The sequence below is a fragment of the Microbacterium sp. CJ77 genome, assembly GCF_002911615.1.
In the GTDB taxonomy this organism is placed as follows: domain Bacteria; phylum Actinomycetota; class Actinomycetes; order Actinomycetales; family Microbacteriaceae; genus Microbacterium.
This window is the reverse complement of sequence record NZ_PQBR01000006.1, coordinates 118,203-133,370: the sequence shown is the minus strand read 5'-3', so window position 1 is coordinate 133,370 and position 15,168 is coordinate 118,203. Positions and strand designations below refer to the sequence as shown.

Annotated in this window: 18 protein-coding genes, 1 tRNA gene and 1 pseudogene; 7 read left to right on the top strand and 13 right to left on the bottom strand. The window is 66.6% G+C overall.

All coding sequences use genetic code 11. The annotated features are described in order from the left end of the window. Positions 1-7: 7 nt before the first annotated feature. The 3 genes from C2868_RS01360 to C2868_RS01350 form a co-directional block, all read right to left on the bottom strand. Entirely contained in the window at positions 8-1,621 is a 1,614-nt protein-coding gene (locus C2868_RS01360) for a xylulokinase (protein ID WP_100811929.1), read from the bottom strand. Then, positions 1,618-2,331: an L-ribulose-5-phosphate 4-epimerase gene (locus C2868_RS01355; RefSeq protein WP_100811930.1), complete on the bottom strand. Its 714-nt coding sequence runs from the start codon at positions 2,329-2,331 to the stop codon at positions 1,618-1,620. The genes C2868_RS01360 and C2868_RS01355 overlap by 4 nt, the downstream gene beginning before the upstream one ends. A 93-nt stretch (positions 2,332-2,424) precedes the next feature. After that, entirely contained in the window at positions 2,425-3,414 is a 990-nt protein-coding gene (locus C2868_RS01350; protein ID WP_100811931.1) for a LacI family DNA-binding transcriptional regulator, read from the bottom strand. Positions 3,415-3,519: 105 nt separating this feature from the next. On the opposite strand from C2868_RS01350, the gene C2868_RS01345 reads away from it, so the two are divergent. Both C2868_RS01345 and C2868_RS01340 read left to right on the top strand, forming a co-directional pair. Next, entirely contained in the window at positions 3,520-4,815 is a 1,296-nt protein-coding gene (locus C2868_RS01345; protein WP_100811932.1) for an HNH endonuclease signature motif containing protein, read from the top strand. Positions 4,816-4,867: 52 nt separating this feature from the next. After that, entirely contained in the window at positions 4,868-5,704 is an 837-nt protein-coding gene (locus C2868_RS01340; protein WP_100811933.1) for an NAD(P)-dependent oxidoreductase, read from the top strand. 190 nt (positions 5,705-5,894) lie between these two features. On the opposite strand, the gene C2868_RS01335 is transcribed toward C2868_RS01340, so the two are convergent. From C2868_RS01335 to C2868_RS01325, 3 genes are all read right to left on the bottom strand, one after another. Continuing rightward, positions 5,895-5,976 (bottom strand) — tRNA-Tyr (locus C2868_RS01335). A gap of 84 nt (positions 5,977-6,060) precedes the next feature. Further along, positions 6,061-6,993, bottom strand: a complete 933-nt coding sequence (locus tag C2868_RS01330) for a carbohydrate kinase family protein (protein ID WP_100811934.1) — start codon at positions 6,991-6,993, stop codon at positions 6,061-6,063. A 9-nt stretch (positions 6,994-7,002) separates the two neighbouring features. Then, positions 7,003-7,485: an FBP domain-containing protein gene (locus tag C2868_RS01325; RefSeq protein WP_100811935.1), complete on the bottom strand. Its 483-nt coding sequence runs from the start codon at positions 7,483-7,485 to the stop codon at positions 7,003-7,005. A 58-nt stretch (positions 7,486-7,543) separates the two neighbouring features. On the opposite strand from C2868_RS01325, the gene C2868_RS01320 reads away from it, so the two are divergent. After that, positions 7,544-8,032: a YajQ family cyclic di-GMP-binding protein gene (locus tag C2868_RS01320; RefSeq protein ID WP_100811936.1), complete on the top strand. Its 489-nt coding sequence runs from the start codon at positions 7,544-7,546 to the stop codon at positions 8,030-8,032. Between the two features lie 5 nt (positions 8,033-8,037). On the opposite strand, the gene C2868_RS01315 is transcribed toward C2868_RS01320, so the two are convergent. Together C2868_RS01315 and C2868_RS01310 are read right to left on the bottom strand one after the other, a co-directional pair. Continuing rightward, positions 8,038-9,069, bottom strand: a complete 1,032-nt coding sequence (locus tag C2868_RS01315; RefSeq protein WP_232711295.1) for a site-specific integrase — start codon at positions 9,067-9,069, stop codon at positions 8,038-8,040. 72 nt (positions 9,070-9,141) lie between these two features. Beyond that, positions 9,142-9,585, bottom strand: a complete 444-nt coding sequence (locus C2868_RS01310; protein WP_103662791.1) for a helix-turn-helix domain-containing protein — start codon at positions 9,583-9,585, stop codon at positions 9,142-9,144. A gap of 109 nt (positions 9,586-9,694) precedes the next feature. On the opposite strand from C2868_RS01310, the gene C2868_RS01305 reads away from it, so the two are divergent. Beyond that, positions 9,695-9,874, top strand: a complete 180-nt coding sequence (locus C2868_RS01305) for an AlpA family transcriptional regulator (RefSeq protein ID WP_100811963.1) — start codon at positions 9,695-9,697, stop codon at positions 9,872-9,874. 435 nt (positions 9,875-10,309) lie between these two features. On the opposite strand, the pseudogene C2868_RS01295 reads toward C2868_RS01305, so the two are convergent. Then, positions 10,310-11,753, bottom strand: a pseudogene (locus tag C2868_RS01295) (IS1182 family transposase). Between the two features lie 262 nt (positions 11,754-12,015). On the opposite strand from C2868_RS01295, the gene C2868_RS01290 reads away from it, so the two are divergent. Continuing rightward, positions 12,016-12,384 (top strand): hypothetical protein, encoded by a 369-nt coding sequence (locus C2868_RS01290; protein ID WP_100811939.1) that lies wholly within the window; start codon positions 12,016-12,018, stop codon positions 12,382-12,384. After that, positions 12,381-12,797 carry a hypothetical protein gene (locus tag C2868_RS01285; protein WP_100811940.1) on the top strand — a complete coding sequence of 139 codons (417 nt, stop codon included), beginning with the start codon at positions 12,381-12,383 and terminating at the stop codon, positions 12,795-12,797. Before C2868_RS01290 ends, C2868_RS01285 begins: the two co-directional genes overlap by 4 nt. A gap of 15 nt (positions 12,798-12,812) precedes the next feature. On the opposite strand, the gene C2868_RS01280 is transcribed toward C2868_RS01285, so the two are convergent. Further along, on the bottom strand, positions 12,813-13,022 hold the full coding sequence (locus C2868_RS01280; RefSeq protein WP_146047985.1) for a DNA-binding protein: 210 nt from the start codon (positions 13,020-13,022) through the stop codon (positions 12,813-12,815). A 127-nt stretch (positions 13,023-13,149) separates the two neighbouring features. On the opposite strand from C2868_RS01280, the gene C2868_RS01275 reads away from it, so the two are divergent. Further along, positions 13,150-13,461: a hypothetical protein gene (locus C2868_RS01275; protein WP_103662789.1), complete on the top strand. Its 312-nt coding sequence runs from the start codon at positions 13,150-13,152 to the stop codon at positions 13,459-13,461. Between the two features lie 125 nt (positions 13,462-13,586). On the opposite strand, the gene C2868_RS01270 is transcribed toward C2868_RS01275, so the two are convergent. The 3 genes from C2868_RS01270 to C2868_RS01260 form a co-directional block, all read right to left on the bottom strand. Next, complete coding sequence (locus tag C2868_RS01270; protein ID WP_100811943.1) at positions 13,587-14,015, bottom strand: hypothetical protein; 429 nt, start codon at positions 14,013-14,015, stop codon at positions 13,587-13,589. Beyond that, positions 14,012-14,236 (bottom strand): hypothetical protein, encoded by a 225-nt coding sequence (locus C2868_RS17335; protein WP_100811944.1) that lies wholly within the window; start codon positions 14,234-14,236, stop codon positions 14,012-14,014. Before C2868_RS17335 ends, C2868_RS01270 begins: the two co-directional genes overlap by 4 nt. Before the next feature lie 103 nt (positions 14,237-14,339). Next, positions 14,340-15,101, bottom strand: coding sequence for a helix-turn-helix domain-containing protein (locus tag C2868_RS01260; RefSeq protein WP_100811945.1), 762 nt, complete (start codon positions 15,099-15,101; stop codon positions 14,340-14,342). Positions 15,102-15,168: the final 67 nt, after the last annotated feature.

Sequence of the window (15,168 nt, the reverse complement as noted above, 5' to 3'; positions counted from 1 at the left end):
TGAGGCGTCAGAGGGCGGCGACGGCGGCGTGCTCGATGGCGAGCCCGGCTTCGTAGCGCGTGAGATAGGTGGCGTATCCGGCCAGGTCGATGGGATCGGGCGCGACGATCGCGAACCCGGCCGCGGCGAAGACACGCTCGGCCAGATACGCATCGAGGGCGAGGTCGTCGGCCGCCTTCCGGTAGGCGGCGAGAACCGCGATACCCCACGCGCCACCCTCGGAAGCGGTTTCGGCGACGGCGACGGGGGCCTCGATCGCGGCGGCCAGGAACCGCTGCGCGACCCCGGCCGTGCGGAACATGCCGCCGTGCGCGTACATCGTGTCGACGGTGACGCGCTCGCCGTGCAGCACGCGCATTCCGAGGCTCAGCGTGCCGAACGCGGCGTAGAGCTGCGCGCGGGCGAAGTTGCCCAGTGTCGGGCGCGAGTCGGGGGTGCGGACGACGAGCGGTCGGCCCGCGTCGAGCCCGGCGATCGGTTCGCCGGCGAGGTGGTTGTAGGCCAACAGACCCCCGGCATCCGGTTCGGCCTCGAGCGCCTCGCGGAAGAGGACCTCGTAGACGGCGTCCGCCCCGAGCGGGATTCCCGCGGCCTCGGCGAAACGGGCGAACATGCCGGCCCAGGCGGCCAGTTCGCTCGCCCCGTTGTTGCAGTGCACCATCGCGACCGGGTCCCCGGCCGGTGTCGTGACGACGTCGAGCTCGTGGTGCACGTTCGCGAGCGGGCGCTCGAGCACGACCATGGCGAAGATGCTGGTGCCCGCACTGACGTTTCCCGTGCGGGGCGAGACCGAGTTCGTGGCGACCATGCCGGTACCGGCATCACCCTCGGGCGGACAGAACGGGATGCCGGGGGCGAGGGTCCCGGACGAGTCGAGGAGCGCCGCGCCCTCGGACGTCAGCTCGCCCGCGCCGACACCCGCGGTGAGTACCTCAGGCAGCAGCTCGGCGAGAGGCGCGGGAAGGCGCCCATCCGCCAGCGAATCGTAGGCCGCGACCATGGTCGCGTCGTAATCCCCGGTTGCCGGATCGATCGGGAACATCCCGGACGCATCGCCGACGCCCAGCACGCGGCGCCCGGTCAGGCGCCAGTGCACGTACCCGGCAAGGGTCGTGACGAACCGGATGTCGGGAACGTGCTCTTCCGCGTCGAGCACCGCCTGGTGCAGATGGGCGATCGACCAGCGCAACGGGATGTTCACACCGAAGACTTCGGTCAGTTTCGCCGCGGCGCGACCCGTCGACGTGTTGCGCCAGGTACGGAAGGGCACGAGCAGGTCATCGTCGTCGCCGAAGGCGAGGTAGCCGTGCATCATGGCCGAGACCCCGATCGCGCCCACCGTGACCGGGCTGACACCGTGGCGCTGCTCGGCATCCGTCCTCAGGTCTGCGTACGCGGCGGCGAGTCCCGTCCAGACATCCTCGAGGGGATGTGTCCAGCGACCGCCTTCGAAGCCGTTCTCCCACGCGAAGCCGCCGACGGCGAGCACATCGGCGGGATCGTCCGCGTCGACCAGGCACGCCTTGATGCGGGTCGAGCCGAACTCGACGCCGAGCGCCGTGCGTCCGGACCGGATCGTTTCGGCAGCCGTTCCCGGCTTGCCGCCGTCGGCGGCGGTCATCGGCGATCGTCCTCGTTCTGTCCGTAAACGTTCTGGTAGCGGCCGTAGAGCGCGTCGATCTTGTCCTGCGGAATCGGGATCAGGGGCCCTGCCTCGCGCGCGATGTGCACCGTGCGCGCCGCGTCCTCACACATCACCGCGGCCTTGACCGCATCCTTCGCCGATACCCCGATCGTGAACGGCCCATGATTCTGCATCAGAACCGCGCGGCTCCGGTGCCCCGTCAAGGTCTCCACGATCCCCCGCCCGATCGAGTCGTCCCCGATCACCGCGAACGGACCCACCGGAATGGGGCCGCCGAACTCATCCGCCATCCCCGTGATCACACACGGGATCTCTTCGCCGCGCGCCGCCCACGCCACCGCGTAGGTGGAGTGCGTGTGCACCACACCCCCGACATCCGGCATATGCCGATACACATACGCATGAGCCGCCGTATCACTCGACGGAGAACGATCGCTCCCCGGCGTCCCCGGCACGACTTTCCCGTCGAGGTCGCAGAGGATCATGTTCTCCGGAGCCAGATCGTCATAGGACACACCCGACGGCTTGATCACGAACAGATCCGCACCCGGCACCCGGCCCGACACGTTCCCGCCCGTCCAGACGACCAGGTCATTGCGCACCAACTCCGCGTGCAGACGGGACACGTCATCGCGGGTGGCCGAGATCGCCGCCTCGACGGAATACGGGTCTTCGGTTGTGCTCACGGAGTCTCCATCGGTCTCGCGGCGATCGCCGTACGACCGGCGACGGAGACTATGTTACCGGTATCATTCGATCTTCACTACTGTCGCGTCGACTCATCGAGGGGCGGTGGAGCGACGCGCAACGAGGCGAGGGGTCTCGATGTTCGTCGTGCTGCTCCCTCCAACGACCTCGGCGACCACCCGCCGAGCTTCGGACGCGAGATCGAGTCGTACGGTCGTCAGCGCGGGCAGGTAGAACGCCGAATCGGGGTTGTCGTCGAAGCCGACGACCGACAGCACGGTCGGAACCTCGACGCCGCGCGCGTGCAGTCCGGCCATCAGACCGAGAGCCATCTGATCGTTGGCCACCGCGAGCGCGGTCGGCGGGTCGGGGCGCCCCAGCGCCTCGACGATGTCCCCCGCGAGCGCGTACCCCGCGGCCGCACTCCAGTCGCCCTCCCACCGTGCGGCGACGGCGAGACCGGCCGCGTCGAGCGCCTCGGCCACCCCTCTCGAGCGCGCGATCGCCTCGAGCCAATCCCCGGGACCCGCGACTTCGGCGATTCGCCGATGGCCGAGATCGAGCAGGTGCGTGACCGCGAGTGCCGCCCCGGCGGACTGCGCCACCGTACCCGTGCCGCCGTGGAGGGCGACGATCGGGACTCCGGCCGCCACGGTCTTCGCGGTCTCGAGCGTCAGGGCATGCGATCCGACGAGCACGATGCCGTCGACGCCCTGCGCGAGCAGGTGCCCCACCGCGGCCTCGACCGCCGAGACATCCGACGCATCCGCGTATGCCGTGGCGATCCAGCGCCCCTCCGCTCGGGCCGCTGCCTCGAGGGCGGCAACCCCCTCGGCCGGGCCGTAGAGAGCGGCATCGGATGCCAGCACGCCGAGGGTGCGCGACGTGCTGGTACCCAGGGCCCTCGCCGCGTTGTTGATGCGATACCCCAGCGCTTGGATCGCGTCGAGCACCCGCTGCCGCGTTTCGGGACGGATATGCGGATGCCCGTTGAGCACGCGTGAAACCGTCTGCGTCGAGACCCCGGCATGCGCTGCGACATCGCGCACACCGACGGCACGCGCGGGCGCGGGCTGCGTCATCGTCTTCCTCCCCTGGGCTGAGCATCAGCGTAGTGATAGAAGCTATGTTCTATCACTTTCCCTTAGATCATTGTCGGAATCGTATTTTTGTACTAATATGGATTCATGATCGAGCGCCTCGAACTTCTCGAATCCACGCCGACGAGCGTGTCGATGGAAGAGTCGCTGGGGTTCTTGTTCGACGACCTGCAGAGCGATCAGTTCGCGGCGATCCGCCACGAGGCGCGTCGCGCGGCTGGCATTGCAGAAGCGATCGAGATCGCTCGCAGGCACCCGTACGTGTACACGGACATCGTCGGAGCCGATGGCGAAGAGATGGCGGTGCGCGGAGTTCTGTTCGATCTCGCGTTGCGTCTGAACGTCGCCGAGCAGACTCTCCGCTCCCTCGCGCACACCGCCGCGACCGCCGCCGAGTCGCTGCCGTGGCTCTGGCGCCGCGCGCTCGATGGCTTTGCGCCGCTCGTGCTGGTCGACGCGGTCGTCGCGGGCGTGGCACGGTTGCAGGCGCCGGTCGACGCGTCGCCCGAGCAACACGCCGAGGCCGAAGCCGCCATCGCCGAACTCGACGCCGCTGCTTCGGAATGGGTGCTGTCGTGCTCGCGCGCAGCGTTCCGTGCGCGCCTCACGAGGCTCCTCGAACGCCTCGACGCGCGACGCGAGGATGTGCGGCACGCAGCCGCGATGCGCGACCGTCGCGTGGTCATCGAGCACATCGACGACGGGATGTCGTGGGTCTCGGCTCTCGTACCGACCGTCAGCGCCGTGGCCATGGGTCGACGCCTCGACGCCACCGCGAAGGCGACGTCGAAGGACGCGCGCGAGTCGCGCACCCGCGATCAGATCCGCGCCGATCTGTTCGCGTCGTGGCTGATGGGCGAGGGAACCCCGACGGCGGTCAAGACGAAGGTCTTCGTCACGGTGCCGGTCTCTCTGCTGACGGGCGACGGCAGCCGGGCCGACATCGCGGCCCGGCTCGCCGCCCTCCCCCGCGAAGATGCACAACTCGTGGGCCATGGCCCGATCGATCCGCTCACCGCCGCCCAGATCTTCACCGACGCCCAGGCTTTCCACCGGGTGATCACCGATCCGGTTCGCGGGATCGTGCTCGAGATGGACCGTCGCACCTACCGCCCGACCGAGGCGCAGCGCACGTGGCTGATCCTGCGCCACGGAAAGTGCGCGCGGGATGGATGCAACCGGCTGGCGCTCGACGCCGACATCGACCACGACAGGCCGTGGGCTCTGGGCGGGCGCACCGATCAAGACAATCTGCGCCCCCTGTGCCCTCCGGATCATCGGCATCGGCACAGCACCAGATTCCGCTTCATGACGCGGCGCGACGGCACCGTCAGGGTCGAGACGCCGACCGGTTACGTGAGTTCTGCACCACCTCCGTTCTGATCGACCGCACTCCGCCCGCCCTCGCACCGCGCCTGTGTGCGAGCCTGGATGGATGCGCATCGCTCTCACGGGTTCTTCCGGCAAGCTCGGCTCTGTCGTCCTGCGCGAACTGCGCGCGGCCGGCCACGACGTCATCGGCATGGACATCGTCGGCGAGCGCGGCCCCGGCTTCGTGCGCGTGGACCTCACCGACTACGGCCAGGTCGTCGATGCCCTCACCGCGGTCAACGATCAGCACGACGGGTTCGATGCGGTCGTCCACCTGGCCGCCATCCCGGCGCCCGGTATCGCCCCGGATGTCGCAACGTTCCACAACAACATGCCCAGCACGTTCAACGTGTTCTGGGCCGCGATCCGGCTCGGCATCACGCGCATCGTCTACGCATCGAGCGAAACCGTGCTCGGCCTGCCGTTCGACGTGCCGCCGCCCTACATTCCGGTCGACGAGGAGTACCCCGCTCGCCCCGAGTCGGTCTATTCGCTGGTCAAGCACCTCGAGGAGCAGCTCGCGATCGAGCTCGTGCGGTGGCATCCGAATGTCTCGATCACGGCGCTGCGCTTCTCGAACGTCATGGTGCCCGAGGACTACGCGGCGTTCCCGTACGACGCCGATCCGCGCGATCGCAAGTGGAACCTGTGGGGGTACATCGATGCCCGCGACGGCGCCCAGGCGATCGATCGGGCGCTGCAGGTCGCTCCCCCGGGCTTCGACCGCTTCATCATCGCGGCGGCCGACACCGTCACGACCCGGCCGAACGTCGAACTCGTGGCCGAGGTCTTCCCCGACGTGCCTGTCCATGGCGACCTCGGCGTGAACGACACGATGCTCTCGATCGCGAAAGCTCGGCGCCTGCTCGGATACGACCCCCAGCATTCCTGGCGCGACTGACCTGTCGTTGTTGCGCATGCCCGCCCTAGGCTGGCCGAATGGTTGCGGTCTACCACGCGCTCAAGGCACACACGCGCTGGGTCGACAACGGCAAGCCCTGACCAAGCGCGGGACGCGCGGCTGTTCGAACCGCGCAGCACCCGGTGAACGAAGAACGCCCCCGCATGCACGGGGGCGTTCTTCGTTTTTGTGGCGAGTGAGGGATTCGAACCCCCGAAGGCTACGCCGGCTGATTTACAGTCAGATCCCTTTGGCCGCTTGGGTAACTCGCCAGGGCGCGCCCGTCCGACTTTCTCAGACGACCGGAAGCGCGATCTCCCATATTACCCAATCGGCGGCGCTCCGAAGTACGCGGGTCAGGTGCCGAGGCTGTCGAGATCCACACCACGCAGTTCGCTCGGGGTTCGCAGCAACGCACCCTCGAACCGGCAGGTGGTGGCGGCGATGAGCATCGCCTCGTCGAGAACCCCGCGCCACCCCTCCGCGTCGCGGGGCTCACCATCCTGCGCGAGGCGGGCGACGACCGCCGAAAGCGTCGCGTCACCGGCACCCATCGTGTCGACGACCCGCCCGGGCAGGTCCGCGATGGGTGCGACGAGCTCATCGTCACCGAGCGCGACGGCGCGAACGAACGCACCGTCCGCGCCGCGCGTGCCCAACACGATGGGCACACCGAGCTCACGCATCCGCTCGGCCGAGTCATCCAGCGATTCCCCGAACATCAGATGCGCGTCGTCGTCACCGATCTTCACGAGCGACGCGCGCGGCGCCAAATCCTCGAACCCGGCCACGAACTCGGCCAGATCACGCATCATGCCGGTTCGCGGATTCGGATCGATCACGAGGCGCGTCGACGAGCCGTGAACAGCCGTGGCGAACTCCGCCGCCTGCGCCGCGTCATCGAAGGGGAAGCAGCTCACGACGGTCATCGGCGCATCCGCTATCGCCGCCCGCTCGACATCGCCGAAACGGATGCGTCGGGCCTGGGCCGCGGCGTTGAACACGTAGACGGGTTCGGCGCCCCCGGCTCGCTCGCTCACGGCGCGCGACGTCCCGAGGGGCGATGGAGTCGCGAGCAGCTCGACGTCGAAGTCGGCGAGATAGGCGCGGATGCGGGCACCGGCGTCGTCGTCGCCGACCATCGCGATGAGCGTCGTCGGAATGCCCAGACGAGCCACTCCGACCGCGACATTGAGGGCCGCTCCCCCGACGAACTCCCGCACCCCGAGGTCGTCCCGCATCTCGTCGATGAGCGCGTCACCGACCACCACAACCCGTCCTTGCGTCATGACGCGAGACTACGCCAGCACCCGTTCGACGAACCGCTCCGTGCGACGTCGGGCGCCGTCGATCCGCCGGTCGACACTCGCCCGCACCTCGGAGGGGGCGAGCGGAGCCGCGAGCCTGACGTTCTCGTGACACGACAGATCGGCGCAGATATAGGTGCCGACAGTGTCGCCGTGCGCACCGGATGGGCCCGCCTTACGGGCGGTGAACAGCGAGACCTGATCGGCGGGCTGGAGCGTGTGGCAGATGTCGCACATCCCGGAGCGGGCCCGCGAGGTCGTCGAAGCGGCCCTCAACGCAACGCCGAGCGGCTTGCCGTCCTGCTCCGTGACGACGTATCCGCGTCCACGCGCCTCGGGATCACGCCACGCCAGAAAGTCCAGGTGATCCCAGTCGGTCAACAGGAAGTCGTGCGGCAACTGCAGCTGCCTGATCTCTTCGTCGACGACGTTCACGAACGACGCCCGAACCTCGTCCTCGGTCAGCGGTCGCATCCCACCTCCATGCATCGTGCCCCTCCAGTCTACGAACGACGCCGGATAGACTGGATGGATGGCCGATTCATCCTTCGACATCGTCAGCAAAGTCGACCACCAGGAGGCCGAGAACGCCCTGAACCAGGCGCGCAAAGAGATCGAGCAGCGCTACGACTTCAAGGGCACCGGTGCATCCGTCGAGTGGAGCGGCGAGTCCGTTCTGATCAAGGCGAACAGCGAAGAGCGCGCGAAAGCGGTTCTGGATGTCTTCCAGTCCAAGCTCATCAAGCGCGGCATCTCGCTGAAGAGCCTCGAGTCGGGTGAGCCGTTCGCGAGCGGCAAGGAGTTCCGCATCGTCTCCACGATCAAGGACGGCATCTCGCAGGAGAACGCGAAGAAGATCGGCAAGATCATCCGCGACGAGGCCCCCAAGGGCGTCAAGTCGCAGATCCAGGGCGACGAGCTGCGCGTGCAGTCGAAGAGCCGCGACGACCTGCAAGAGGTCATCCGGGTACTGAAGGCCGCCGACCTCGACGTCGACCTGCAGTTCGTCAACTACCGCTAGGTGGGCTAGCTGACCTGGGGTTTTCCTGGTTCAGTCCGCAGGGAGTCCGCGGAATCCAGGATTCCAGCCATAAAGTCCGCCGTCGCGGACCGCGTGCGATCCTCTGCAGACGGCCACAGGTGGCTGTACACGTTGAGCGTGATCGACGGCTGCGAATGCCCCAGCGACCTCTGCACCGTCACGACGTCACAGCCCGCGGCGATCAGGTTCGACGCGTAGGTGTGACGTAGCGCGTGCAACGTGACATCGTCGGGGAGGCCCGCTGCCTCTCGGATGCGCCGCCACTCCCCTGCCGCGTTGTTGCGGTTCCACACACGCTGCAACGGAGTGAGGAAAAGCATCTCGTCCGGCGCTCCGATGCCCTCCCCGGCGATGTGAGCCGACAGGATCCGGAGAAGTTCGTCGGGAACGTATACCGTCCGCTCGGATCCCGCCTTGGGTGGCACGAGCTCGACCGTCTTGATTGTCGAGACCTGGACCTGCCTCGATACGGCGATCGAACGGCCAAGAAAGTTGATGTCGCGTAGTTGAAGGCCGGCGGCTTCACCGAGGCGTAGACCCGCGAACACGCAGACCGCGACGAAGGGACGGAAGTCGCCCGCGACCTCGAGCACCCTGCGCAGTTGCTCAGCGGTGAGCGTCTTCATCGCCGCGTCCGCGCGACGTTGCCGTGGCGGCTTCACCCCTGCAGCCGGCGACTCCGAGATGACCTTGTCGACCACCGCGGCACGAAACGCCATCTGCACGTAGTTCAAGCGAGTCTTGACGGTGGATGGCGCGAGTCCGCGCTTCACCTCTGCCGCGACCCACGCTTGCACCTGGGACGGCTTCACACGCCCGATCGCATGATCGACCCACGGGACAGATTCAACAGATGTACGGGCCGCATCCGTCGTGCCCGGGGCCCACGACTGCCTCGCCATCCAACCGGTGCACCACTCCCGCCACGTCGATCGTCCCGCTTTGGGGTCGACGTACTGGCCGGTGACTACGGCTGCGGTGACCTCGTCGATCCAACGCTGCGCGTCACGCTTCAATGAGAAGTGTCGCGCGTGCTCCCGGCTGTCCCGTCGCGGTACCGGGCACGCCACTTCCCGTCAGTCCTCTGCTTAATCGAAGCCATCTGGAGGACTCTCCTGATGGGCCAGTAAGTTGCGGCGAGTTACGAGGCGAGCAAGCCTCATGTCGATCTGGGATACCTCCCCCGCCAAGACACCGAGTTCATGCTCGAGGCCCTGGGAGGCCGAACGCTTCTTCTCGCTCTCGAAAGTCAGCCGCTCGATTTCTGTCTGCAACCTCTCGAGCTCAGCACGCCGATTGACCGCAACCGCATTCGGATCCGCCACAAGGACCGAGATCTGCGTATTCAACACCCCAACCAGCGAGAGCGCCTCCGTTAGCCGCAACGGTCGCTCACCTTTCTCAACGCTCCAAACGGTCGCCTGGGACCACTTGTGTCCGAGCTGGCGCATCCGTTCAGCAAGGTCCTTTTGCGTCATCGCACCCCGAAGCTGAGAGAGGTTCGCGCCGATGTGTGTATCGAGTGGCTGCACTGAACAAACGGTACCTCAATTGCTAGTTGACCGCTAACGGGAATTCATGGTCTACTGTGCTTCATAGTCGACTGGCGACTAGGAAACATAGCCGAAAGGGATGCTCCCGATGGAGAAGTTGCTTTTCATAGACGAGGTCGCCGAGCGGCTTCGTCGTTCCCCCGCCCAGGTGCGTTGGATGATCAACCAGAAGCGTGCCCCGAAGCACGCGAAGATCTCCGGTCGGATCTGCTTCCGCGAAGCGGATGTTGAAGCGTGGATCGAAGACCAGTTCTCGGCCGCGTCATGAACTCACGCGCCCGCGCGATGGCAGTCGACACGGGCACGTCGCTCGAGGCCGCACTCAGTCAAACCGAAACGCACACGACGACCGTGCGGGAACACATCGTCGCGATCTTGCGTGACGGCCCGATGACCGACGATGCGATCCGTGCCGCGTACGAGGTGCGCGTGCGGACGCACGACGCACCCATGGCCTCGCCCAGTTCCCTGCGTTCCCGTCGCTCGGAACTGTGCCGCAGTGGCACGGTGAGCGCTACTCGCCTAGGTGCGCGGGTCAGAATCGGGTGGCGTGGCGCGCGGCGTTGACTCTGGCATCGCGCGCTGACGGTCGCGAACGGGAACGGGCGGGCCGTTGCGGTGTGAGAGCGTGCGGGATCGCACGGCGAGGGGCTCGTGGCGACTGTCGGTGCGTGCTGTGACGCCCAGGGACCCCTGGGGAGGCCTATGCGGGCGCCAGCCCGGCGGCTGTAGCGACGCGGAGCTTGCGGAGGTTGTGGCAGATCGTGTGGAGTAGCCATTCGCCTTGGGCGCCGGCGAGTCCGCGTAGCCGGAGCTGTCCGGCGTTTTGCCGGGTCTTCATCTGCCCGAACGCGGGTTCAACGATGGCTTTGCGGCGCGCGTAGTCGGTGCGGCCCTGCTCGGTGCGCAGCGCGTGCGCCATCCGCTCCCGCCGGCTCGCGTCCTCTGGGGCCGGGTCCGGGGCGCCGGCGGTAGGGAAGCTCTCGCCGTGACGTTGCCGTCCCGTCGCGATCAACACCTGTGCGTCCAGATCGTCGGCGGCTTCGAGGTTGGCTTCCGAGCAGTAGCCCGCGTCAGCGAGGACGACCTCTGGGGAACGCTCGATTCCTGCCGCGTCGAGGTTCCGTAGGGTCTGCTCGGCCATCGGGACGAACTGCTGGATATCGGTGGCCTGCTGGGTGACCTCGGCGCTCAACACGATCTGGTGGCCCTCATCGACAACGGCCTGCGCGTTGAACGCGTAATCGAAGCCGCGGACCGTCTTCATCATCCGCGCCTCAGGATCGGTGAAATTGCGTTGCGCTTTCGGCTTCGGCGCCGCCGTGTCCACCGCAGTCGCGACGGCCGCGTCGGCCTGCTCAGGGGGCTGACCGGCGGCGTCGGCCTTCTTCCGCGCCACGGCTGCCGCCTTCTCGGCGGCGTCGGCCTCGATCGCGTCCTTCGCGGCACGTAGTTTTGCCAGGCGCCCCTCACGGCGGGCCAGCTCCGGGGCGACCTCGGTCCCCGCGCCGGTCCTGGCCGAACTGCTGATCCTCGGCCTCATCGACCGCCTCCGCCTCGGCGAGCAGCGCAGCGACCTCGGCTTGGAGCTGATCGATCTTCGGCACGATCCGGTCATAGCTCATCGCCTTATGCCGCGACGCGTTCGCAGCCAGCTTCGTGCCATCCAGCGCGACCCGCCCCAACCGCACCAGCCCCGCCTCCGCGCAGACCCGCAGCACCTGCAGGAACAACCCCGGCAGGGCATCCAGGTGACGCCGACGAAACCGGGCCAGCGACCGGTAGTCGGGCGCCTGGTTGCCCGACAGCCACCGGAAGGCGATATCGCGCTTGCAGCGCCGCTCCAACTCACGAGACGAGGTCACGCCCGTCGCGTACGCGAACAGCAGCAGCTTCAACATCATCCGCGGGTCATACGGAGGCGCACCCGAGGCGGACGCGTACGACGCGTAGACCGGCGTCAGATCCAAGAGCTCTTCGACGACCTCGGAGATGAACCGGGCCTCATCATCCTCGTCCAGCCAGTCATCCAGACTCGGCGGGAGCAGGAAACACTGCCCCTGGTCATACCCACGGAACGTCTTGCCCGCACCCGCCGGTGCAGCCGATCCCGGCGCCCGCGCCTCACCCGGCTCGACCTCGAACAGACCCTCCAGGCTGGCAGTCACCGTCATGAATCGATTCTCCCAGCACCCCGCGCTATCCACCGGATTCACCCCGGCGCGTTAACGGAAGGATCTGACCCACGCACCTAGAGGGCCGCTCGGACTTCGGGCGTCCCGCGACTGTGTGGGCTCTCACGATCGCGGCGAAGGAGACGAAGTGTCTCTTCTGACAGACCCTCGCAAGAAAAATGGCCCCGCCGAGGTGCAACTCGACGAGGCCCAAGCACCCACGAAAGGTACTCAAATGAACACCACCACTATCGCACACCCCACGGACCTCGAGCAGTGGGATCAGGTCGAAGCCGACTACCTCGCAGCACACCCGGAGATCCGGGCCTCGGTGCCGACGTGGGCCGAGACCATCGACATCGAAGCCATCGACGACGAACTCGAGGGCACGATTTTCAGCTTCCTCACTCGACAGGGCGAGGTCGAGTTGTACGGCTGTGGACGCCTGACAAACGGGGTCGTACGGATCTCTGGCGAGCAGACGCCGAACCTCTACCTACCGAACGAGGTCGAGGTCTCGTCCGGTGACGACCTGAGAACGATCGCGCGGGACTTGCTTGCCATGGCCGACATCTTCGACGGAACCTCGGAGGCGGGACGATGAGCACGTGCGAGGCTTCCTTTGACAAGAAATACCGCGACTACACCACACGCATTGCGCGCGACGCAACGACCGCGGCGCACTACGTCACCGTCGATGGCGCAGCAGCACGCCTCCACTACTTCATCTACCGGGTCCCGAGCCGCAAAGAGTTCGTGCTGCGGCACATGGCCGGATCCACACCCGCCGAGCGCGAGTCCGCCGAGCGCGTGCTGGCGCTTATGCCGGATGGTCGCTGGGCGCGCTACAGGCCTAAGTGTTGGTTCAAGTATCGAACGCCGGCTGGTCACTACTGCTGGCGGGTTTCGCTGGGCAGGTTCCTCGACGATCCGGTTGTGCAGCTCGAACTCGAGATGATGATCGACCGGTACGCCGACGATCTCGCGCAACGCCTATGGGAAGTCGGTTCGTCGTGACAAGTCAGCGTGCCCTCACGTCGCGCCTGCTCGGGTCTGGACACGGTTGCGCTGCACCCACGCAAGGACCTCGGCGCGGTCGTAGAGGACGACCTTCCCGCGCTCGCCAGTCGGCTTGAAATACGGGGGATCAAGGCGCTGCTTACGGCGAGATTCGAGGATCTCCTCGGTCATACCCGGCAATAACTCGCAAACCTGAGCGGGAGAAAGATAGGTCGGCATCATCGGCCCATCTTCGCGCGCGATGGACCTCACAAACACCCGCGGTCACTAGCCGCCCCGCGTCCAAATCTCGGCCATCGTGCCGACATCGCCCCCGCCTTCAATGACAAGTCACACACGAAAGAGAGACATGACCATGAGCAGGAACCACGGATCCAAACACACCGACCCCACATCGCGTCTCGTGGAATCGACCGCGATCGTTCATCGCCGCTGGCTGCTTTGCGTCGGCATCATGCTCGGGATCAGCATCGGCGTCGGCGTGACACACGTCATGCCGTACACATGGTGGTCGTACGCCGTGATCGCCACGGGGATCGCAGCGGTCTTAGCGGAGATGGGAGCAGCCGTCTGGTGGTCCCGGCTCGTGTGGAACCTCGACGAGTTCGCGCGAGCACGAACCGAAGCGACCTCGACCACCGGCACGCAATCCACCGACTGAATTACCCCGATGGGCCTCGCCGGGCGACCGCCCACCCACGAGGACCCCCACCGCACCGCAGGTGACGATGAGAACTTCCGTGGCGGGGCGAACGTTCGGCCCTCGCGCGCGCGCGAAGCGCGGTGTCAGATGGGTTCGCCTTTCATCGTGAACCCGAATCCTTCGGCGAGACGTCCGAGCATCGATTCGGCTTGCGCGAGACCGGGTTCGCCGTCTACGAGTTCGAGGCGGGTGACGCGTTCAAGGTAGTTGGTGAGTGCGACGGAGTAGTCGCGTTGGTCCCGCGCTGGGGTGTCTTCGGTCTGTTCGAGGCGGTCGAGGACGGTGTCGACCTGGTCGTAGAGGCGTTCGATGATCTGGCTTCGCCGGGCGGCACGGTCGACTTGCGACGCCCGGGTGGCGTTCTCGGTCTTGGTGCGGTCAAAGCTGAGGCCCTCTTTGGCTGCCCATTCGGACACGGTCGACTTGGCTACGTTGAGGCTGCGGGCGATGCCGCTGCAGGAGAAGCCTTGACTGTGCAGGTACTTGGCCCGCTCGTGGTCGAGGGCGGTCACTTGTGTTCCCGGACGATCTGCGCGAGCGTCCGCTTCGCCCTCCGCCCCAGATCCTTGTAGATCAGGAGACGAGACGCGGCGGTCTCTTCGTCGGTGAAGTGCTCTTCGGCGCTCGCTACGTCGATCTCCGCGAGCTTGGATGCGAGCCATGCGCTGAGTTCTTGGTCGGCGTCGACAAATGCGCGTGAGCGTGCCGAGGCTTCGGTCTTGGTCAGGGCCATGTTTCTCCTATGTTCGGCCGCGGTTTAGTGCGGCGGTGAAGTCGGCCCTGCTTCCGACACTTCCATGATGACAGTTGTAAGGGGGCACGGTTGTGGCCGGCCATCAGTCGACCTCGTCGATCTTCCGCGCGCGCCCAGGCTGGATCGCGTCGCGCGCTATCAACTTGCCGCCGAGAACATCGTCGTACGCCGCGTAGACGGGCTGGACGTCCAGTCCCTGGCGGAAGCTGCGGAACTCAGGCGATGCAACGATCTCCTCATCGCTCGCGTGCATCAGCAGCGAGGCTTCGGGGGGGCGCTTCCCCTGCTCGATGCGCTTCGCAACGTCACGTTTCCATAGCGTCACCTCTTGAGCGGTCTGGTTCTCCTCTAGGTCATCTCGCCACGCCTCGAATCGTGCTCTGAGTTGCTCCCGGTTGGTCGCGTCGTTGAGGTACTGCTGCGCGTTACCCACCGCGACCGCGTATGCGATCCAAGCCTTCTGAGCGGTCTCGAGGGCGTCGATCGCGGCCACCATCGCCGCATGTGTTTCGAGTTGCGCGACCCCGCCTTCCGGAAGGAGCAGTTCTGCCACGGTCACGCCGAAGACCTTCGCGAAGGCGAGGAGTTCATCGATTGTGATCTTCCGGCGTCCGTTTCCTGCAGCCGAGTTTTCGATCTTCCACAGCGTGGTTCGATCCGTGGTCCATCCGACGTCCTGCAACCGGCGTGCGAGCTCGGTGTGTGTGAGGGGGTTGGGGTTGCCCGCAGCATCCCTGTGCGACTCGCGCAGGGACTTGATGCGCTCCGGTAGGCGCTGTTCGGCGGATCCCGGGGTCGCGGTGATCAGCGCAGCGACTTCGCGCCAGCTCGGCTCTGTGTTCATGATTGCTCCGTTCCAAACTCGCTACTTTCAGCGTAGCGCATTCAGAGCACAGTCGCGCGACACTGGA